This is a genomic window from Streptomyces sp. GESEQ-35 (assembly GCF_017948485.1).
GTDB lineage: Bacteria > Actinomycetota > Actinomycetes > Streptomycetales > Streptomycetaceae > Streptomyces.
This window is the reverse complement of record NZ_JAFFSX010000027.1, coordinates 37,192-55,859: the sequence shown is the minus strand read 5'-3', so window position 1 is coordinate 55,859 and position 18,668 is coordinate 37,192. Positions and strand designations below refer to the sequence as shown.

Genomic DNA, 18,668 nt, shown 5'->3' with positions numbered 1-18,668 from the left:
GGGCTGTCAGGGACCCGCGCCCCACGCCGTGTTCAGGGGCCGTACGCCGGGATCACGTACCGTCGATCAGCCGGACGGCGAGTGCGGGGCTGAACTGCCCGGCGGGAACGGTCGGGGCGATGCCGCACTGCCCGTCGGAGTTGCCCGGTGTCTTGACCCACAGCAGCAGGTCCTCGCCCGTGCCCACACGCGGGGTGACGCCGAGTTTGCGCCCGGCCGGGTTGCACCACTCGCCGTTGGACCCGTTGCCGTTGCGGCTGGTGTCCACGGCGAAGTGGGAGCCGCCGCCCAGCGCGGAGTTGATCGAGTTGCCGTAGGTCTCCGAGGAGCCGGTGGTGTAGAAGTTCGAGACGTTCACGGAGAAGCCGCGGACGTTGGCCACTCCCGCGGACTTCAGGCGGCTCGCCATGGTCGCCGGGGCGACCCAGTTGGTGTGTCCGGCGTCCAGATAGGCCCAGGTGTTGGGTGCCTTCTGCTGGAACATCTGGGCGGCGTAGGCGAGCATCGCGAGCCGGTCGGTGATCTGCGCGCTGGTCAGGCAGCTGAAGTCCGACAGGGCGTCCGGCTCGATCACGACCACGGCGGGGCGGTCACCCACGGCCGCCGCGAAGGTCGAGATCCAGGTCCGGTACGCGGCCACGCTGGCCGCGCCACCGGAGGAGTGGCCGCCGCACGCGTCCCGGAGCGGGATGTTGTACGCGACGAGCACGGGCAGCCTGTCGTGGCTGTCGGCCGCACCGACGTAGTTGGCCACGGCCGGTCCGATCCCTCCGCTCTCGCCTCCGGTGTACCAGCGGGCGATCGCCTGGGACGCGATGGACGACTGGATGCGTGCGGCCCGCGCGTCGGAGGGGTTGTTCCGGACCCAGACGGCAGGCCCGGAGTCGGGGTTGGAGTAGAAGCCGCTCGTCAGGGAGATCGGGCTGGCGGCGGCTGCCGGACCGGCTGTCATGAGCGGCAGCGGTAGGGCGAGCAGACCGATCAGGGCAGTTCTGAGCAGGGCGTTCCAGCGCATGGTGAGTCCCTTCTCGTCAGCGCGCGGAGTCGGCGGCGAAGGTCGCCACCCAGGCGAGTGCGGAGTTCCAGTTGATGGCTATCTCGTTGGTCGAGTACGAGTAGATGTCGTCGATGTAGCAGGTGGCCGGGGCGCAGCCGACCAGGTTCTGCTGCGCCACCGGGTCCTGGAGGGCGGAGTCGGGGCCGCCGGCCAGCGAACCCGGCGGGGGGCCGGGCAGCTTGGGGTCGATCTGGTGGGCCCAGATGCGGTTGTGCTGGTTGTGGCTGGCCTGGGTGCCGTAGCCAGTGATGAAGGACTGGTTCAGGGCGTTGCGGCCAAGGAGGTAGTCCAGCGACTCCAGCACGGCGCTGCGGTAGACGCTCCGGTGCGTGATGTCGTAGGCGGTCGCGATGACCAGGGCGTTGTTCGCGGTGACGCTGTTGGAGCCCCAGGCATAGGCGCCGTCGGCGGGCAGGCTGGGGTTCGGGTAGCCCTGCGACCGCTCGTCCCGCACGAACCCGTCCGCGACGGCGAGGATCCGCTGGCGGGCGGCGGCGACCATGCGGGCGGGGAAACGGCTCGGCAGCCGGACGACGGTGAGGTCGGCCAGCGCGCCGGTGTCCCGCCAGGAGAATCCGGCCGAGGTGATCCCGGTGTCGATGCGGGACAGGTAGGCGCGGTCGTGCGTGGTGGCGTAGAGCTCGGTGGCGGCCCAGGAGAACTCGTCGGTCACGTCCTTGTCCGCGTACGCTCCCCCGCCGACGCTGTCGCTGCTCGGGGCGTACACGTCGGGACGGTCGAGCGCCGCCTGCCAGGCGGTCTCGGCCGCGGTCAGGCACGTGTGGGCGAAGGCCGCGTCGTAGCGGGCCCACACACGGGCGCACTGGGCGGCCGCGGCGGCCAGGTTGAGGGTCGCGGCCGTGGACGGCGCGTGCAGGTAACGGGGTTGGGAATCCCGGTCGGGCTGGGTGGGCAGGGCGGTCCAGGCCAGGTCGTGGATCTTGTGGTGAGCCATGCCGGCCAGCGGCTCGCCCGCGGGCACCTGCATGCTCAGCAGGAACTCGGTCTCCCAGCGGGACTCGTCGAGGACGTCGGGTACGCCGTTGTCGTTCTCGGGGATGCTCAGCAGTCCGTCACGCAGCCCGGCGGTGTCGCCCTGGGCGCGGGAGCGTTCGTAGGAGTCCATCAACTGCCATGCGGCGAGCGCACCGTTGACCACGTACTTGCCCTGGTCACCCGCGTCGTACCAGCCGCCCCGGACATCCAACGAGTAGTCGCAGGTGCCGGGCAGACAGGGCACGTCCGTGTCGCCCTTGTTGGGGGCCACGCCGAGGTGTCCGGCGGGCCGGGCGTAGGCGTCGCCGGCGTACCGGGCCTCGATGGTCGTGCCGCTGCGGACGGCGTAGAAGTAGTCGAGCGCGTCCTTGCGCAGGGACGTGTAGGGGTTGTCCGCGATGGCGAAGGGATAGCTGGTCGCCGTACCGACCGCGATCGTGTATCCCGTACCGGCCTTACGGAACGAGCTGAAGTCCGCGATGTGCACATCGTCGCCGGACGCGATGTCCGTGCCCTGGACGTGGGTGAGTCCGGTCCTGACGACCGCGCCCGAGGAGTCGAGCAGGCGCCATTCCACGGGTTTCGCCGAGGAGTTGACGATGGACGCCTTCTTGGGACCGTGCAGTGTGTAGCCGTACTGGTTCGTCCGTACCGGGGAGCCGAAGTCCCGCCCGCCGCCCGGCGGTATCGCGCCGCCGGTGAGGGAGACGTCGTCGAGGCACAGGGTGAACGGCTCGGTGGCGCCGCCCTGTTGGAAGGACAGCTGGGCGTGCAGGCTCGCCGTCGCCGAAACGCCCGTGAACTCGAAGGACTTGGGCGTGGTGGTGACGGCGGCGGCCTTGTTGAGGGTGGTCGTGCCGGGAGCGACGGGCAGTTGGAGCACAGCGCGGATGGACACGTCCCGGGTGGCGGTGGCGGTGAAGCGCAGCGTGTAGGACTGGCCGGCCTCCAGCGGGATGTCGTTCTGGCCGATCATGGAGTCCCAGACGTTGACCGTCCCGGCGGGGACGTCGGCGCACAGGCGGCCCAGGTTGACGGCGGACGGTGTGTTGCCGCTGCTCCACCAGGGGGTCTTCACGCTGTCGAAGGTGCCGTTGAGCACGCGTTCGTACTCGGCGGCGTGTGCGGGGGTCGCGGCCAGGGCGACGGTCAGGACGGGCGCGAGGAAGACCGCGCCCCATCTGGTCTTGCGGAACATGCCGGGCCCTTCTCGGTGACAGGGTTCCCGGCTCGGTGCGGCGTCAGTGCCAGATGGTGCGTGGGGGCGCGGAGGCTGTCAACCCTTCAAGCACAGCAGTCTTTTCTGCGTCCGGAGACTTCACAGACCGAACGTGCCGCTCCTAGTCTGCGACTGTAAGCGCTTCCAGTTTCTGCTGGAGGCATCACGCAGGCACCGGCCGAGCTGTGGCGTCAACCCAGGTCAGAAGTGCTGTTTGCGTTCAAGGACGAAGGCATTCCCACTGTTACCGCTCTCGGATTGCCCACAAGTGGAGGTTCAACTCAGTGAGCACGTTCGATCCCGGCTTCCTGTGGGGCGCCGCCACGTCGAGCTATCAGATCGAGGGCGCGGTCACCGAGGACGGCCGGGGTCCCTCCATCTGGGACACCTTCGCGGCCACCCCGGGCGCCGTTCAGGGCGGCGACACCGGAGCCGTCGCGGCCGACCACTACCACCGCTTCCGCGAGGACGTCGCGCTGATGGCCGAACTCGGTCTGCGCGCCTACCGCTTCTCCCTCGCCTGGCCCCGCATCCAGCCCACCGGCTCCGGCCCGGCCGACCAGCGCGGCCTCGACTTCTACCGCCGCCTCACCGACACCCTCCTCGACCACGGCATCCAGCCCTGGCCCACCCTCTACCACTGGGACCTGCCCCAACCGCTGGAGGACCGCGGCGGCTGGCCCGCCCGGGACACCGCCGAGCGGTTCGCCGAATACGCCACCCTCGCCCACGAGGCGCTGGGCGACCGCATCACCCACTGGACCACGCTCAACGAGCCGTGGTGCTCGGCCTTCCTCGGCTACGCAACGGGCCGGCACGCCCCCGGCCGCCGCGAACCCGCCGCCGCCGTACGCGCCGCCCACCACCTGCTGCTCGGGCACGGCCTGGCCTCGGAGGCGATACGGGGCGCCGCCCACGTCGGCATCACGCTCAACCTCACCCACGTCTCCCCGCTCCACGACACGTCCGCCGACCTGGACGCGGCCCGCCGTATCGACGGCATGCAGAACCGCCTCTTCCTCGATCCGCTGCTGCGCGGCGCCTACCCCGACGACGTGCTCGACGACCTCCACGAGGTCACCGGCTTCGGTCACGTCCACGACGGCGACCTGAAGAGGATCGGGGCACCGCTGGACCACCTCGGCATCAACTACTACGCGCCGATGCTGGTCGCCGGCGGCTCGACTCCGGTCCAATCCGCGTACGTGGGCTCGCCGTTGGTCCGTGTCGCCGACGGAGGCCGTCCGAGGACCGCGATGGGCTGGGAGATCGACGAGCGGGGCCTCCTGGCGCTCCTCCTGCGGCTCAAGGACGACTACCCGGCCGTGCCCCTGTACATCACGGAGAACGGCGCCGCCTTCGACGACGTCGTCCAGCACGACGGGGTGCACGACACGGACCGGATCGCCTACCTGGACGGCCATCTCCGCTTCTGCGCACAGGCGATCGGCCGCGGCGTGCCGCTCAAGGGCTACTTCGTCTGGTCGCTCCTCGACAACTTTGAGTGGTCGTTCGGCTACACGCCCCGGTTCGGCATCGTGCACGTCGACTACGCGACCCAGCGCCGCACGCCCAAGGACAGCGCCCACTGGTACGCCGACGTCATCCGGCGCGGCGGTCTGTGACGCGGATGGCGCTTACAGTGCTGCTACTCGCGACCCCGACCGTACGAACCAGGAGCAGGCCCAGATGACCGGACGGCAGCCGACGCTCGGCGAGGTGGCGCTGCGCGCCGGGGTGTCGGTCGGGACCGTCTCACGGGTGATCAACAACCGCCGGCACGTCAGCAACAAGGCACGGCAGGCGGTGGAGAGTGCCGTGGCGGAGCTGGGCTACGTGCCCAACATGGCGGCCCGTTCGCTCGCCTCGCAACGGCGCGGCGCGGTGGTGCTGGCGATCTCCAGCGACGACCCGGCGCTGTTCGCCAACCTCTTCTTCGCCGAGGTGATCACCGGTGTCAACGCGGTCATCGAGGACACGGACCTCGAACTCCTGCTGGTCCTGGCCGCCTCCGAGCGGGGCAGGGCCCGGCTGGCCCGCATCCTCCGATCCCGGGGCGCGGACGGCGTCATGCTGCTGGCCCTGCGCGAGAACGATCCGCTGGCGAAGGTGGCCGAGGCAGGGGGCGTCCCCGTCGTGCACGGAGGCCGCCCCCTGGACCGGCCCCCACGGTGGTACGTCGACGCCGACAACCGGGGCGGGGCCCGCCAGGCCGTGGAGTACCTGATCTCGACGGGCCGCCGCGCCATCGCCACCGTCACCGGCCCGCTCGATATGCACGCAGGTGTCTCCCGCTATCTGGGCTTCCGCGAGGCGGTCGCCCTGGCCGGCCTGAAGGACCACCGGGTGGCCCACGCCGACTTCAGCGAGGCGGACGGCGCCGCCGCGACCGCCCGTCTCCTCGACGAACACCCGGACCTGGACGCGGTGTTCGTTGCCTCGGACGCCATGGCCGCCGGCGCCCTGCGCGTGCTGCGCGAGCGCGGCCGTGCCGTCCCCGAAGACGTCGCGGTCGTCGGGTTCAACGACATCCTCACCGCCCGGCACACCCAGCCGACCCTGACGACGATCCATCAGCCCATCGTGGCCCTCGGCCGCGAGATGACCCGCATGCTGGTGCGCGTCCTGGACGGCGAGGAGCCGACGCCCCTCATCCTGCCGACGGAGCTGGTGATCAGGGGATCCGCGTAGCGCGGCCGTCCCGACCAGGTTCCGAGTGCCCGGGCGAAGTCGAGAGCTCGACCGCAGGAACCACCTAAGATCAACGGCAATGGGGAGCCGGACACAGCACAAGTCCCGCGGAACGCGGTGGATCACGCGGATCGCGGCGCTCTGCCCTGCCCTGGCCGTACTGCTCGCCGCACTGGCGATCTGCCTGGGACTCGCGGCTCACAGCCAGAGCGCACCGGCCACCGGAGCCATGACCACCATGTCCGCCGCCGCGGTAGTGACGGACGTCCCGGCCGAACACCACGCGCCGGCCTCCGCGCATCCGGCCGACTGTCACCCCGGCGACGCGTGTTGCCACCCGGTCGTCGGCGTGCGAGCCGTGCTGGCCACTCCCGTCCAGTACGTCCCGGCGATCCTGCCCCGCATGCCGGACCTCCCCCGGCAGCCGGACACGTCCTCACGCACTGCGGCGCCCGCGCCGGCCTGCCGCGCTCCCGACCTCCACGTCCTCCAGGTGCAACGGACCTAGACCGAAGCCACGGCGCAGTGCTCTCACGTGCACAGGCAGCCGACTTCCGCCCATCTACCCCACACCTGCACCCACCGCCGCCCGACGACACCGCGCGGCGGGGACGAGGAACACACAGCCATGAGCAAGCCGAGCAAGAAGGCGTCCGCAGAGGCGCGGCGGGCCAAGATAGAGGAGGCGCGCCGCGCCGAAAGGGCCCGCGAGCGCCGCAACCGCATCATCACCATCACCCTCGGCACGGTCATCGTCGCCGGACTGGTCGGCTGGGGCGGATACGCCCTCAACAGCGCCGACAAGAAGGACGAGCAGGAGGCCGCCGCGGCGAAGAAGCCCGTCCAGGGTGAGAAGACCTGGGACACGAAGAAGCTCACTCAGAACCATGTCGAGGGCACCGTCGACTACCCGATGAACCCTCCCGTCGGCGGCGACCACAACCAGGCGTGGATGACGTGCGACGGCACCGTCTACACGAAGGCCGTTCCCAACGAGAACGCCGTGCACTCCCTCGAACACGGCGCGGTCTGGATCACCTACAACGACAAGGCCGCCGATGCCGACATCAAGACGCTCGGCGACAAGGTCTCCAAGACGCCCTACACCCTGATGAGCCCGGCCGAGGACCAGTCCGGGACGATAACGCTGTCGGCGTGGGGCAGCCAGCTGAGCGTCGACAAGGCCTCCGACCCTCGGGTCGAGCAGTTCCTCACCAAGTACGTTCAGGGATCGCAGACCCCCGAGCCGGGCGCCGCCTGTTCAGGGGGGTTGACCGTCTGATGACGGACACGGCTCTCCGTCAGGAGCCGAGGGCCGTGTCCAGGACCAGCTTCTCGAAGATGAGGTAGGCCAGAAGCGAGAAGGGAATGGCGGTCCCCAGGGTCACCGCGCGCTCCCTGTGGGTGCGGCCCATCAGCAACGCCACGAGAACCAGAGCGGCGAGGCAGGCCCAGGCCTGGGGGGCGTAGTGCAGGACCCAGGCGTACTGGATGGCTTCCATGCCGAAGACGCCCGCGAGTGCGGCAAGTGCGATGACGCGGCGGCGCGGGTCGCGTCCTCGCCACCAGACGCCCCCCACCCCGAAGAGGGGGCCGGCGATGAACGCCATGCCCAGCCAGACGAGGGGGGCGTGCAGTGAGCCCATGCCGTCGCGGGCGACCTCCGCGTAGCCGTAATAGCCGACGACGAGGCCGGACTCGGCGCACAGGCCTGCGACGGCGGCCGCGGACAGACTGACCCGCCGAGCCAGCAGCGCGCCGGCGACGAACGCGACGACGGACCAGACGGCGCCGGAGTTGGCGAGCTGGTTCCAGGCGCCTGGAAGCCGGCCCTGAGCAAGGTTGGTCAGGACACCGACGACCAGCCCTCCGGCGCATGCCGAGGCCGTCGCGCAGGCCCAGCCTCCTCGGCTCGTGCCAGGCAGCGAAATGGTGGCAGGGGACGTGTTCATCAGGGCGGTACTCACTGCTTCTGAGTGGGACTGGGAGGCTCACGCTTCTTGATGCACCTGTAGGGATGTGCGGAACCAGCAGTTCGTTCCACTGGGCGGAGACACAGCCGCTCCCACCTAACCATTAATTCACGCTTGACGGGTTAGCGTCCGGATGCTTGACTCCAGATGTAACCACTTAAAGCGAATATAGAGGTTAGGGGCCGGTGCGAGCCGGTCTCGCACCGAACGGAGCAGACATGGCGACCATCCATCACCGTTACGCGACCGTCCGCGGACAGCGGCTGTTCTACCGGGAGGCCGGGCCGGTGGACGCGCCGACCGTGGTGTTGCTGCACGGCTTCCCCACCAGCTCGTTCATGTTCCGGAACCTGATCCCGCTGCTGGCCGACCGTTACCACGTGATCGCCCCCGATCACCTCGGCTTCGGCCTGTCCGACGCGCCTTCCGTGGAGGAGTTCGACTACACCTTCGACGCCCTGGCCGACCTCACCGCCCAGCTGCTGGAGCAGATCGGCGTCACCCGGTACGCGATGTACGTCCAGGACTACGGCGCGCCCGTGGGATGGCGGCTCGCCCTGGCGGACCCGACCGCGGTCACGGCGATCATCACCCAGAACGGAAACGGCTACGAGGCCGGTTTCGCGGAGGAGTTCTGGAAGCCGGTGCGCGTGTACTGGCAGGAGCAGACCCCGCAGACCGAGGCCGCGATCCGCCATGCGCTGACCCTGGAGGTGACGCGGTGGCAGTACCTGCACGGCGTGCCGGACGAGAGCCTGGTCAGCCCTGACACCTGGCAGCACGACTTCGCCCTCTTGTCCCGGCCGGGGAACGACCTGGTGCAGCTGGCCCTGTTCGCCGACTACGGCGGCAACCCCCCGTTGTACCCGAAGCTGCACGCCTACCTGCGCGACAGCAGGGTGCCGCTGCTGGCGGTCTGGGGCCGCAACGACGAGATCTTCCGCCCCGAGGGCGCGCTCGCCTTCGCCGATGACGCTCCGGGCGCCGAGATCGTCCTGCTCGACGGCGGGCACTTCCTGCTCGAAAGCCACCTGGACGCCGCCGCGAGCGCCATCCGTGGGTTCCTGAAGAGGTCACTGTCATCACCGGTCGACGGGTGGAAAGGCAACTAGGACACCGGTCCGGACCCCGGGAAATCGGCTACGAGGCATTCCGGCTCCGCTCGTGATGCCGCCGGGCCTTCATACGGTTGCCGCAGACGGCCATCGAGCACCACCGGGCCGTGTTCGGCCTGCTGTGGTCGATCAAGAACAGCCGGCACTCCGGATTGGCGCACGCACGCAGCCTCCCGGGGCTTGATTCACTGAGGGCGCCCCACGCAAGTACGGCCCTGGCTGCGGCGGTTCGCCCTTCAGGCAGGTCCAGAACCCACGCGATGCCGTCCCCTGCGATCGTCGGCCGAGAACTGACGTCGGCCACAAAGGGTGCCAGGGACTCCGAGGACCGTCCACCGCGGATCACGGCCTGAAGCACCGAACGCGCCTCACGTACGGCATCCCACTCCTCGGCGGTGGCCGGCTGGTCGTGGTCCGCAAGCCACCTCCGCCCCGCATCGACGTCGGCGAGTTCGTCGCGCGGGCGACCCTCGACTACGGGGGTGGTGTTCAGCAGGTCCAGCAGCAGTCGTTCGTTCGTCATCGACGGCACAACCCTCACGCTAACCTCCAAATCCTACTTGACAGGTTACCTCGACAGTAGCGTTTCGGAGGAGGCCCAAGATGGGCACTCATGCCCCGTTTACGGATGGAGGAACCCACGAACCTGAGAATGCGCTGAGTAATCGGCGCGCACATCCGTATCTGAGGACGCGCTCCACCCACGCCGGAAGTCCTGCCGGCTCCGGAGATGTCCTTGAGAGGCCTGATGAGACGCAACACGCGAAAGAGATCGAAGACTGCCCGCCGGGCGGTAGGCGCGGCGGCCGCACTGGCCATCGGAGCCGGTGGACTGGTGGCGGTCAACATCTACGCCTCGGCCGACGAGACCAGCGCGCCGAAGAGTTCTGCCCAGAACCAGGCGCTCGCGGCTGGAACCTCCACCATTGACTGCCCCGACGTCGGCCAGCAGTTGACATCAGTGCCCGCCCGGGCGAAGGCCCAGGTCGACAAGGAACTGGCACTCCTCGACAAGCAGATATCCGAGGCATACCAGCGCCTTTCCACCTCCCAGAAGGCGATTCAGCAGGACCCCAACTTCGCCCAGAACGCGATCGTGGGTCCGCTGAAGGACAAGCGGAAGGCGACGATCGACCGGATCGCCACCGCCATCGGCCGGGTGGCAGCCAAGCCGCAGGGCCTTGACGCTCTCGCGGCCTGCACACTGCGCGCCACCGGCAACCAGCCCACCGCCGGTCAGCCCACCGCCAGCCCGGGTGGCAACAACACCAATGCCGGAGTGAGCGGCAACGGCCCCGTCGCCGCCGACTTCGTGGACATCACCAAGGTGAAGTCCAATGTGCGCACGTCGGCCAGGTCGGCGAAGGCTTCCAAGGGTGTCTTCGCCAGCAAGTGCGGGGTGAACGCCAACAAGCTGTACAACAGCGACAACGTCATCGTCGCGCCCGGTGTCACCAACGGCGCACACCACGTGCACGACTACGTCGGCAACCAGGACAACGACGCCTTCTCCAGCGACCAGGACTTCGCCAAGGCCGGGACCAGCTGCAAGAACAAGGGCGACAAGTCGTCCTACTACTGGCCGGTGCTGCGCCTCCAGGACGGCACCAAGGAGTTCGACGCCGACAAGCAGGGCGGCGGCGCCGAGGGCAACACGGGCCGGATTCTGACGGCCAAGCAGGCCACCTTGAACTTCGTGGGCAGCCCCCGCGGCAAGGTGGTGGCGATGCCCAAGTTCCTGCGCATCATCACCGGTGACGCCAAGGCGTTCGTCAACGGCACGGCCAACGCCAACGCCTCCTGGAGCTGCACCGGCTTCGAGAACAAGGTGCAGTTGAAGGACAAGTACCCCCTCTGCCCGTCAGGCAGCGACGTGGTGCGCACCTTCAAGTTCCAGAGTTGCTGGGACGGAACGAACATCGACAGCGCCAACCACCGTACGCACGTGGCCTTCGCCGACGCCAACGGCAACTGCCCGACCGGCTTCAAGGCCATCCCGCAGCTGGTGCAGCGCCTGGTGTACGACGTGGACGCGCCCAGCATCAAGAACAACGGCAAGACCCGTCCGTTCTTCGCGCTGGACGGCTTCCCCGAACAGCAGCACAAGCCGGTCACCGACCACGGTGACTTCATCAACGTCTTCGACGCGAAGCTGATGAACAAGGCGGTCCAGTGCATCAACACCGGACGCAGGTGCAGCTGAGTCCCGAGTGCCCAGCGGCGGGCGGGGCGGTTATGGTCGCTTGAGGGTGGGTCGGACACAACGGGGGGTCATCATCTTGCTCGGTCCAGCCGCGCAGGCCCTACGAAGCGCGGTGCTGCCCCCGTCGCTGCGCGCGTGGCTCGGGCCGATCGCGGCCTTCGCCGCGCTGGTGGTCGTCGTGGTCGGGGTCCTGTACGCCGGCCACAGCGAGCCCGGCAGGGTGGACAGCTGGATCATCCGGCCGACGGCGGACAGTGTGCGGCCGCCGTGGCGGCACGTCGCTCTGGCCACGGACTTCCTGGGGGAGCCGGCCGGAGCGGCGACGCTGGTCGTGGCCACCGTGGCAGGCTGCCTGCTGCTCCGGCGTCCTCGCGCGGCGGCGCTCATCGTCGCCGGTGCCGGCCTGACCGTGGCGACGGCGACGCTGCTCAAGCACCTGGTGGGACGCACCATCCACGGCGACGACAACCTGTCCTACCCGAGCGGGCACACCGCCTTCATCACCGCGCTCGCCCTCATGGTGGCGCTGATCGCGACCGGCCGGCTCGGCCTCGGCAGGACGGCCGGCACGTCACTCGTGCTCGCCGCGGCGCTGGTTGCCGGCGCCGCCATGGGCTGGGCGCAGGTCGCTCTGGGCGCGCACTACCCGACCGACGTCCTCGGCGGCTGGTGCACCGCGCTGGCGGTGGTACCGGCGACCGCATGGCTGGTCGACCGAGTCGCCGACCGGCAGGTCGATCGGATGGCCGACGCCGGTCGGCGGGCGCGTCGCTGACGTCACGTCACGCCAGGCGGCGGAATACGGGCTTCACCGGCCGCCCGCCCAACCAGGGCGTGGGGTCGGCGGCGTCCAGTGCCTTCCGGTACACCGCACAGGCCTGGGCCACCACCTCCACGGTGCGGTCGATGTCGGCGTCGCTCAGCGCACTGCTCACCACGAACGACGGGGCCAGAACCCCGCCCGCGAGGAGTTGACGCAGGAACAGGGTGCGGTAGGGCTGCGACGGCTGCCGGTTCTCGTCGAGGGTGGCGAAGACCAGGTTGCTGGCCCGGCCCCGGACCACGATGTGATCGCCGACGCCCATGGCGGCCGCGACGTCGCGGACACCGGCGGCCAGCCTCTCGCCGAGGGCGTGCAGCCGCGCGGTGATGCCCTCCTCGGCGTAGGTGGTCTGGACGGCCATCGCGGCTGCGAGGGAGTGTGTTTCCGCACCGTGCGTGGTGGACAGCAGGAACACCCGGTCGCCGGAGTGACGCAGCCCGCCCCGCTCCATCAGCTCGCGGCGCCCGGCGAGCGCGGAGACGGCGAACCCGTTGCCCAACGCCTTGCCGAACGTGGAGAGGTCGGGGACGACGCCGTACAGACCCTGGGCGCCCGCCTCGGACCAGCGGAGGCCGGTGATCATCTCGTCGAAGATCAGTACGCAGCCGTGCCGGTCGGCCAGTTCACGGAGGCCTTCGAGGTACCCGGGCGGGGGCTCGGTGTGGCCTGCCGGTTCGAGGATCAGGCAGGCGATGTCGTTCTGGTACCGGGTGAGCAGTTCCTCCGTGGCGGCCAGGTCCCCATAAGGAAACGCCACGGTTAGTTCGGTGGTCGCCGCCGGAATGCCTGCGGACATCGGCGTCGTACCGATGAACCAGTCGTCGGTGGAGAAGAACGGATGGTCGCCGCAGATGGCCACCCGTGGGCGCCCGGTGACGGCGCGGGCGAGGCGCACCGCGGCGGTGGTGACGTCGGAGCCGTTCTTCGCGAACTTCACCATCTCCGCGGTCGGCACCGTGGCCAGGAAGCGTTCCGCGGCCTCGACCTCCACGATGGACGGCCGGACGAAGTTGCTGCCGCGGTCGAGTTCCCGCCGCACCGCCTCGATCACGCGTGGGTGGGCGTGGCCGAGGCTGACCGACCGCAGGCCGGAGCCGTACTCGATGTAGCGGTTGCCGTCGATGTCCCACACATGGGCACCGCGGCCGTGGCTGATGACCGGGGCCAGGTCCTCGGGGTACTGGTCGTCGCCCTTGGCGTACGTGTGCGCGCCCCCGGGGATCAGGGCGTGCAGCCGCTCGTTCGCCGCCCGCGACCGGGGCAGGAGGAACTCCTCGGGCTCTTCGGTGTGTTCGGTGTCCACGCTGACTTCAGCTCTCTCTCTGCTTCAGGACCTCGGCGAGGCTCGGCGCCTTCAGGTCCCGCTCGGACATCGATGTGGCCGGCAGCGGCCAGTCAATGGCGAGTTCCGGGTCGTCGAAGGCGATCGTCACGTCCTCGGCCGGATTGTGCGGGCGGTCGATCCGGTACGAGGTGTCGGCGGTCTCGGTCAGTGCCTGGAAGCCGTGCGCGCACCCCGCCGGGATGTACAGGGTCTTCTGCGTCTCGTCGGACAGCTCGAAGAAGGCCCGGCCCAGGTACGTCGGCGAGTCCGGCCGCAGGTCCACGACGACGTCGAAGATCCTCCCGTACGAGCAGCGCACCAGCTTGGCCTCGCCCGAGCCGGAGCGCAGGTGCAGGCCGCGCAGCACGCCCCGGACCGAGCGGGAGACGCTGTCCTGGACGAAGGCGTCCGGGTCGAGGCCCACCGAGCGGAACACGTCGGCGTCGAAGGTGCGGCAGAAGAAGCCGCGTTCGTCGGCGTACGGCGTCGGCTCGAACAGGTACGCGCCGGCGATCTCCGGGACTTCGGTCGCTTTCATGGGGCCTCCTGCCGAGCGTGGGCGTGGGTGTGGTCGGTCGCCGGGAACAGGGCCGCGGTCAACTCGGCGAACTGGTCCTCGAGTTGCCGGGCGGCGAGCCGATTCCGCTCGGCGAGGGTCTGGCGCAGCTCCGCCGATCGCTTCTCCAGCGCCCGGAACTGCTCCAGCAGCCGGTCGGCGTCGACCTCGCGAGCCGGGTGGCAGTACGCGCCAAGGCCCATCCGATCCATGACCGCGTCGCTCTTCGCCGCATAGCTGAGTGCGAGCGTCGGTGTGCCGACCTTCAGCGCGCAGATCAGGTTGTGGTAGCGGGTCGCCACCACGGTGTCGGCAGCCGCCGTCTCCTTCATCAGGTCGGCCAGCGAGAACGCCTCGGCTGCGGTGACCAACGGCGAGTCCACCGCGTGGAGGATCGCGGCGACCACCGGCGCATCGCACTCGTCGCCGGTGAGCAGGCGGACCGGTCTGCCGTCCTCAACGAGCGCGCGAACGAACCGAGTTGTCCCGTCGAGATAGCGCCGGTGGATCTCCTCGGCCCGGGCGCGGTCGTCGTTGCCGCCGTGGAAGTCCATGACGCCGACGCAGACCGGGCCCGGCGGGCCCGAGGGCGCGCTCGCACGGGGCGTCGGCAGGGCGAAGGCGAGGTCCGGGTAGACCTCGTCGCGCGCGGTGTCCACGCCCATCGCCCGCATCGCGTCGCGGGACAGGGCGTCCCGGTACGACCGGTAGGCGGCAAGGCGCGCCGACCAGCGCACCAGCGCGCGGGTCGGCCGGTTGCCGATCTCGGCGGCGCCGACACTGACCAGCGCGACCCGGGTGCCGAACAGCCTGCCGGTCGCGCAGAGCAGGAACAGCGAGTACGGGAAGCCCCACGGCCGCAGCGGCAGCGTGGCCTCCAGGACGCCCATGCCCGGCACCATCACCACGTCGTGCCTGCGCACCCAGGCAGCGGTGCGGAAGACGTCGACGAGTTTGCCCAGGCCCTTCCCCGCGATCGCGCCCGCACGCGATGCGGTCCGGTACTCCCCGCGGTACCAGTGCAGCCGCGTCGCGGGGATCCCGTACCGGGCGGAGACGACCTCGGGTCCGCCGCACAGGGCGTCCACGGCCGCCTTCGGGTGCTCGTCGCGGAGGTACCCGAGCACGGCCTGGAGCGACCCGTCGTTGCCGAGGTTGCCTGAGCCGAGCAGGCCGAACACCCCGACGCGCACAGGGGAGTTCATGCCTGCCTCCCCTCACGGCCGGCGACGAGGGCGTCGACGGAGACGGTGAGCCTGGCCGGGTCGACCGGGGCGCGGTCCTCGACCCGCTCGCCGGCGCCCGGCCGGACCCGGCTGGTCATCCACGTGGCCAGGTGGCGGTAGCACGCGCGCCGGTCGGCCGGGGACAACGGCGCGCGCCGGATCGCCGAGGCGAAGCCCCAGACGTACTCGGCGAGCAGCCGGGGCGTCGGGTGCAGCGGGCCCGCCCGGCGCGGGTCCAGGTTGACGCACCGTGCGCGCTTGCCGGGGTTCGCCCGCTCGGCGCGGGTGGGGTGGTCGCGGCGGAAGTACAGCAGCTCCGGCACCTGGTGGAAGGGCCCGTGCAGGGTGATCTCGGCGACGAACGTGCGGTCCGCGTGGTGGTAGCTGTCGTGCGGCTTCACCCGGCGCAGTACGTCGGCCCGCATCACCCCGTAGAAGTCGTCGCCACCGGGCTCGAACAGCAGACTGCGGAAGCGCTCCGGCGCGTGCGGCGAGTCGGTGGCGAGCCCGTACTCGTAGGGGACCTTCACCTTGCCGTCGCCGTCGATGACCGCCTGGCCGCTGTGCGCGAGGATCATGTCCGGCCGCTCGTCCAGCGCCTGAACACAGCGCCGCAGCAGGTCGCGGGCGTAAAGGTCGTCGTGCGAGGCCCACTTGAACAACTCGCCGCGGCACTCGGTGAACACATGGTTGTGGTTCGGCGCGGCGCCGATGTTCCGGGACAGCCGGACGTATCGGATGCGCGAGTCCCCAGCCGCGTACTTGCGGCAGATGTCCTGAGTTCCGTCGGTCGAGGCGTTGTCGGAGATGACCAGCTCGAAGTCCTCGTAGGTCTGGCCGAGCAGGGCGTCGAGCGACTCGGCGAGGTACTCCTCGCCGTTGTACACGGGCAGGCCGATGCTCAGCCTGGGTTGGGCGGTCATGAGATCCTCACTTCGGGTGTGGGGGTGTGGTGGCGCTCGCGCAGGGCTGACCGCAGTTGCAGCCACCACACGGCCGAGCTGCTGACGGTCGCGGCGGCGACGCCCCAGGCCGAGCCGATCGCGCCGGCCGCGACCGCTCCGCCGAGCCCGCCGCCGACGTAGCAGGCGGAGGCGAACAGTTGGGCGCGCAGGCTGCGTCGGGCCGCGGCGAGCGCGCGCAGCCCGGCCGCGGCGCCGATGCCGAGGCCGGAGCCCGCGACACCGAGGGCGGCCGGCACGATGAGCTCGGAGGCGGAGCGCCAGACGTCGCCGAGCACGAACTCGCCGGCCCGGTCGGGCACCAGGAGCAGCGCCACGCCCCAGAGCAGCGCGGCGGAGGCAAGACCGCCGGACAGCAGGAGGCAGAACCTGGCGAGGCGTTGCGGGGCCTGCCGCAGTACCCGTGCCGCCTCCGGGACGGTGACCAGCGAGAGACCCATCAGCACGGCCAGGAAGGGGCCGAGCAGGAGCTCGGCGCCCCGGACCACGCCCACCGCGCTGACCCCGACGATCGCGCCGAGCCCGTACGCCCGCAGCTGGGACGCGCCGCTGACACCGACGTTCTCGATCAGGTACCGGTAGCCGAGGTCGCGCTGCTCGCGCAGCCACGCGCGCGCTTCGGTCGGCCGAGGCCGGATGCCGGACTGGAAGCAGCCGTACGCCGCGGCCACCGCGGCTGCCGCGCCCCAGGCGAGCACGAAGGCCTCCACGTTGCCCACGCGGGCCGCCACCAGCAGGGCAGGGACGAGCGCGACGCCTCCCAGGAGGTCGTTGACGAACGCCTTCCGCCCGGTGCCCGCGGCGAAGAACGAGTACCGCCAGGCGTCCTGGAGCAGCAGCCCCGGCAGCACCACGCCAAGGGCGGCGAACGCGGGTCCCACGTGGCCGCCGAGGCTCAGCCCGGCCACCAGGCACACCGCGCCGATGGCGGCGCCGACACCGAGCGCGGTACCCGACGACCGGGCCGCCGCCGCGCGCCAGGACGCGTCCGGCACCCCGCTGAACCGCACCACGAGAGGGTCGGTGGCAAGGCCACGGGAGACGCTGAGCACCACGCCGTACGTCACCCAGGCCAGGCTGAACACGCCGAAGGCGACAAGGCCCAGCGAGCGTGCCACGTAGATGCCCACCGCGAAGTTGGTCATGCTGCAGACCGCCTGGTCGGCAAGGCCCCAGGACAGGCGGCCGACCATGGCCCGCGCGGCGGTCCGCTTCTCCCCCTCGGTGGTCATCGGCGTCATGCCTTGATCAGCCCGGCGCCGTGCAGCGCGTCGGCCGCGCCGACGACGGCGCCGAACGGCAGCCCGGACCGCTCGGCGACGTCCAGCAGACTGTGCTCGCCGTCGGACAGGTTGAGCACCCAGAGCATGGCCATCTGGGCCTGCTTGGTGTCGCTGCGGCCGCCGAGCGCGTCGTACAACCCGCGCCGGCCCAGCTGTGGTTCGCCGTAGGGGCTGAGGTTGAGGTACCGCCGGTTGCGGTCGAGGACGGCCGACGCCTCGCGGCAGACGGCGAGCGTGTCGGCCATCGCCTCCGGGGAGACGAAGTCCAGGTTGTCCGCCGAGGTGTGGTACTCGGGGTAGGAGGCGTACGGGGTCCGGGTGAGCGAGCCCACGCCGAGATCGAACCCGGGCGAGCAGAACTGCCGCTCGTCGTAGCCGTACGGAGTGAACTCGGTGACGCGGTGCGGGCGTTCGGAGGCTTCGAGCACGTACTGCATCACCCGGTCGATCTCCGCGTCGCCGCGCCTGCTCTGCTTGTACGTCAGTTGGCCGGGGTCACCGGCGCAGGCCAGCACCAGGCCGTGCTTGACCCGTTCCACCCGCTCCGCGTTGCGCGCCAGCCAGGTGATGGCCCCGATGGTGCCGGGCGCGAAGATGAACCGGTAGGTGTAGTACGGGGTCTGCTCCGCCAGCGCCCGGGCCAGGAACGTCGCCACCGCGATGCCGGCCAGGTTGTCGTTGGCCAGCGACGGGTGGCAGACGTGGCAGGAGACGATCACCTCGTCGGAGACCTGCCCGGGGACCACGTGCTCGGCGTAGGTGAGGTGCCCGTCGGTGAGTGTGGAGTCGATGCGCACCTCGTACTCGCCGTCCGGCAGCGCGTCCAAGGTCTCCTGGGCCAGGCAGAACCCCCACTCCGGCTTGTAGTAGCTGGTGCGGTACGGCACCCAGGACGGGTGGTCCGGCAGGGTGTGCAGGTGTTCGCGGAGTTCGGCCAGCGGCATGGTCTGCGACACCGGCACGCTGTAGCCGAGCACGTGCAGACTGGACGCGGCGAAGTCGACGACCCGGTTGCCGGCGCTGTCGGCGACGTACGCGTCCCGGATGTTCCACTCCTGCGGCACCGTCCAGTCGAGCACCTGCGTCCCGGTCGGCACCTCGTGCCGTTGCAGCGGGATGTACTCGCCGACGATGTCCAGGGTGGCGCGCACACCGTCGCCGGTGATGCTCCGGCACAGCGGGTACAGCCGCTCCACCAGCGCGTACATCTCGTCGCCGGCCGAGGTCATCGGCTGTTCGC

General features: G+C 70.4%; 17 protein-coding genes. 7 read left to right on the top strand and 10 right to left on the bottom strand.

The window, feature by feature from the left end; translation table 11 throughout:
• Positions 1-52: 52 nt before the first annotated feature.
• The gene (locus tag KCH87_RS37745; protein ID WP_210592378.1) at positions 53-1,015 is read right to left on the bottom strand and encodes a glycoside hydrolase family 6 protein; all 963 of its coding nucleotides are present in this window, start codon (positions 1,013-1,015) and stop codon (positions 53-55) included.
• A 16-nt stretch (positions 1,016-1,031) separates the two neighbouring features.
• The gene (locus tag KCH87_RS37740) at positions 1,032-3,251 is read right to left on the bottom strand and encodes a glycoside hydrolase family 9 protein (RefSeq protein ID WP_210592377.1); all 2,220 of its coding nucleotides are present in this window, start codon (positions 3,249-3,251) and stop codon (positions 1,032-1,034) included.
• A 305-nt stretch (positions 3,252-3,556) separates the two neighbouring features.
• On the opposite strand from KCH87_RS37740, the gene KCH87_RS37735 reads away from it, so the two are divergent.
• The 4 genes from KCH87_RS37735 to KCH87_RS37720 all read left to right on the top strand — a co-directional run bounded on the left by KCH87_RS37735 (position 3,557) and on the right by KCH87_RS37720 (position 7,245).
• A complete protein-coding gene (locus KCH87_RS37735; protein ID WP_308299011.1) occupies positions 3,557-4,897 on the top strand; it encodes a GH1 family beta-glucosidase in 1,341 nt (446 codons plus the stop codon).
• 64 nt (positions 4,898-4,961) lie between these two features.
• Positions 4,962-5,963 (top strand): LacI family DNA-binding transcriptional regulator, encoded by a 1,002-nt coding sequence (locus KCH87_RS37730; RefSeq protein WP_210592376.1) that lies wholly within the window; start codon positions 4,962-4,964, stop codon positions 5,961-5,963.
• Between the two features lie 79 nt (positions 5,964-6,042).
• A complete protein-coding gene (locus KCH87_RS37725) occupies positions 6,043-6,471 on the top strand; it encodes a hypothetical protein (RefSeq protein ID WP_210592375.1) in 429 nt (142 codons plus the stop codon).
• A gap of 120 nt (positions 6,472-6,591) precedes the next feature.
• On the top strand, positions 6,592-7,245 hold the full coding sequence (locus KCH87_RS37720) for a DUF3105 domain-containing protein (RefSeq protein WP_210592374.1): 654 nt from the start codon (positions 6,592-6,594) through the stop codon (positions 7,243-7,245).
• A 19-nt stretch (positions 7,246-7,264) separates the two neighbouring features.
• Here the strand turns inward: KCH87_RS37720 and KCH87_RS37715 are convergent, their stop codons facing one another.
• Positions 7,265-7,915 (bottom strand): DUF6518 family protein, encoded by a 651-nt coding sequence (locus tag KCH87_RS37715; protein WP_210592373.1) that lies wholly within the window; start codon positions 7,913-7,915, stop codon positions 7,265-7,267.
• Between the two features lie 239 nt (positions 7,916-8,154).
• On the opposite strand from KCH87_RS37715, the gene KCH87_RS37710 reads away from it, so the two are divergent.
• Positions 8,155-9,048: an alpha/beta fold hydrolase gene (locus KCH87_RS37710; protein ID WP_210592372.1), complete on the top strand. Its 894-nt coding sequence runs from the start codon at positions 8,155-8,157 to the stop codon at positions 9,046-9,048.
• Positions 9,049-9,076: 28 nt separating this feature from the next.
• Here KCH87_RS37710 and KCH87_RS37705 read toward each other — a convergent pair whose 3' ends face one another.
• Positions 9,077-9,574, bottom strand: coding sequence for a CGNR zinc finger domain-containing protein (locus KCH87_RS37705; RefSeq protein ID WP_210592371.1), 498 nt, complete (start codon positions 9,572-9,574; stop codon positions 9,077-9,079).
• Between the two features lie 225 nt (positions 9,575-9,799).
• Here KCH87_RS37705 and KCH87_RS37700 point away from each other — a divergent pair, with 225 nt between their 5' ends.
• Together KCH87_RS37700 and KCH87_RS37695 are read left to right on the top strand one after the other, a co-directional pair.
• A complete protein-coding gene (locus tag KCH87_RS37700) occupies positions 9,800-11,254 on the top strand; it encodes a DUF1996 domain-containing protein (protein ID WP_210592370.1) in 1,455 nt (484 codons plus the stop codon).
• Between the two features lie 76 nt (positions 11,255-11,330).
• Positions 11,331-12,029, top strand: coding sequence for a phosphatase PAP2 family protein (locus tag KCH87_RS37695; protein WP_210592369.1), 699 nt, complete (start codon positions 11,331-11,333; stop codon positions 12,027-12,029).
• Positions 12,030-12,036: 7 nt separating this feature from the next.
• Here the strand turns inward: KCH87_RS37695 and KCH87_RS37690 are convergent, their stop codons facing one another.
• Genes KCH87_RS37690 through KCH87_RS37665 form a run of 6 tightly spaced genes read right to left on the bottom strand, consistent with a single transcriptional unit; the run spans position 12,037 to position 18,657 of the window.
• Complete coding sequence (locus KCH87_RS37690; protein ID WP_210592368.1) at positions 12,037-13,380, bottom strand: glutamate-1-semialdehyde 2,1-aminomutase; 1,344 nt, start codon at positions 13,378-13,380, stop codon at positions 12,037-12,039.
• A 7-nt stretch (positions 13,381-13,387) separates the two neighbouring features.
• On the bottom strand, positions 13,388-13,939 hold the full coding sequence (gene rfbC / locus KCH87_RS37685; protein WP_210592367.1) for a dTDP-4-dehydrorhamnose 3,5-epimerase: 552 nt from the start codon (positions 13,937-13,939) through the stop codon (positions 13,388-13,390).
• Positions 13,936-15,162 (bottom strand): polysaccharide pyruvyl transferase family protein, encoded by a 1,227-nt coding sequence (locus KCH87_RS37680; RefSeq protein ID WP_210592366.1) that lies wholly within the window; start codon positions 15,160-15,162, stop codon positions 13,936-13,938. Before KCH87_RS37680 ends, rfbC begins: the two co-directional genes overlap by 4 nt.
• A complete protein-coding gene (locus tag KCH87_RS37675) occupies positions 15,159-16,106 on the bottom strand; it encodes a glycosyltransferase family 2 protein (RefSeq protein ID WP_210592365.1) in 948 nt (315 codons plus the stop codon). The genes KCH87_RS37680 and KCH87_RS37675 overlap by 4 nt, the downstream gene beginning before the upstream one ends.
• Positions 16,103-17,386 carry a hypothetical protein gene (locus KCH87_RS37670; RefSeq protein WP_210592364.1) on the bottom strand — a complete coding sequence of 428 codons (1,284 nt, stop codon included), beginning with the start codon at positions 17,384-17,386 and terminating at the stop codon, positions 16,103-16,105. The genes KCH87_RS37675 and KCH87_RS37670 overlap by 4 nt, the downstream gene beginning before the upstream one ends.
• Positions 17,383-18,657: a DUF4910 domain-containing protein gene (locus KCH87_RS37665; RefSeq protein ID WP_210592469.1), complete on the bottom strand. Its 1,275-nt coding sequence runs from the start codon at positions 18,655-18,657 to the stop codon at positions 17,383-17,385. Before KCH87_RS37665 ends, KCH87_RS37670 begins: the two co-directional genes overlap by 4 nt.
• Between the last annotated feature and the right edge of the window lie 11 nt (positions 18,658-18,668).

What these genes read in the sequence shown, in the direction of transcription:
- KCH87_RS37745 (WP_210592378.1), bottom strand. Translation starts at nt 1,015, where the DNA reads ATGCGCTGGAACGCCCTGCTCAGAACTGCCCTGATCGGTCTGCTCGCC.
- KCH87_RS37740 (WP_210592377.1), bottom strand. Translation starts at nt 3,251, where the DNA reads ATGTTCCGCAAGACCAGATGGGGCGCGGTCTTCCTCGCGCCCGTCCTG.
- KCH87_RS37730 (WP_210592376.1), top strand. Translation starts at nt 4,962, where the DNA reads ATGACCGGACGGCAGCCGACGCTCGGCGAGGTGGCGCTGCGCGCCGGG.
- KCH87_RS37725 (WP_210592375.1), top strand. Translation starts at nt 6,043, where the DNA reads ATGGGGAGCCGGACACAGCACAAGTCCCGCGGAACGCGGTGGATCACG.
- KCH87_RS37720 (WP_210592374.1), top strand. Translation starts at nt 6,592, where the DNA reads ATGAGCAAGCCGAGCAAGAAGGCGTCCGCAGAGGCGCGGCGGGCCAAG.
- KCH87_RS37715 (WP_210592373.1), bottom strand. Translation starts at nt 7,915, where the DNA reads ATGAACACGTCCCCTGCCACCATTTCGCTGCCTGGCACGAGCCGAGGA.
- KCH87_RS37710 (WP_210592372.1), top strand. Translation starts at nt 8,155, where the DNA reads ATGGCGACCATCCATCACCGTTACGCGACCGTCCGCGGACAGCGGCTG.
- KCH87_RS37705 (WP_210592371.1), bottom strand. Translation starts at nt 9,574, where the DNA reads ATGACGAACGAACGACTGCTGCTGGACCTGCTGAACACCACCCCCGTA.
- KCH87_RS37700 (WP_210592370.1), top strand. Translation starts at nt 9,800, where the DNA reads ATGAGACGCAACACGCGAAAGAGATCGAAGACTGCCCGCCGGGCGGTA.
- rfbC (WP_210592367.1), bottom strand. Translation starts at nt 13,939, where the DNA reads ATGAAAGCGACCGAAGTCCCGGAGATCGCCGGCGCGTACCTGTTCGAG.
- KCH87_RS37680 (WP_210592366.1), bottom strand. Translation starts at nt 15,162, where the DNA reads ATGAACTCCCCTGTGCGCGTCGGGGTGTTCGGCCTGCTCGGCTCAGGC.
- KCH87_RS37675 (WP_210592365.1), bottom strand. Translation starts at nt 16,106, where the DNA reads ATGACCGCCCAACCCAGGCTGAGCATCGGCCTGCCCGTGTACAACGGC.
- KCH87_RS37670 (WP_210592364.1), bottom strand. Translation starts at nt 17,386, where the DNA reads ATGACGCCGATGACCACCGAGGGGGAGAAGCGGACCGCCGCGCGGGCC.
- KCH87_RS37665 (WP_210592469.1), bottom strand. Translation starts at nt 18,657, where the DNA reads ATGACCTCGGCCGGCGACGAGATGTACGCGCTGGTGGAGCGGCTGTAC.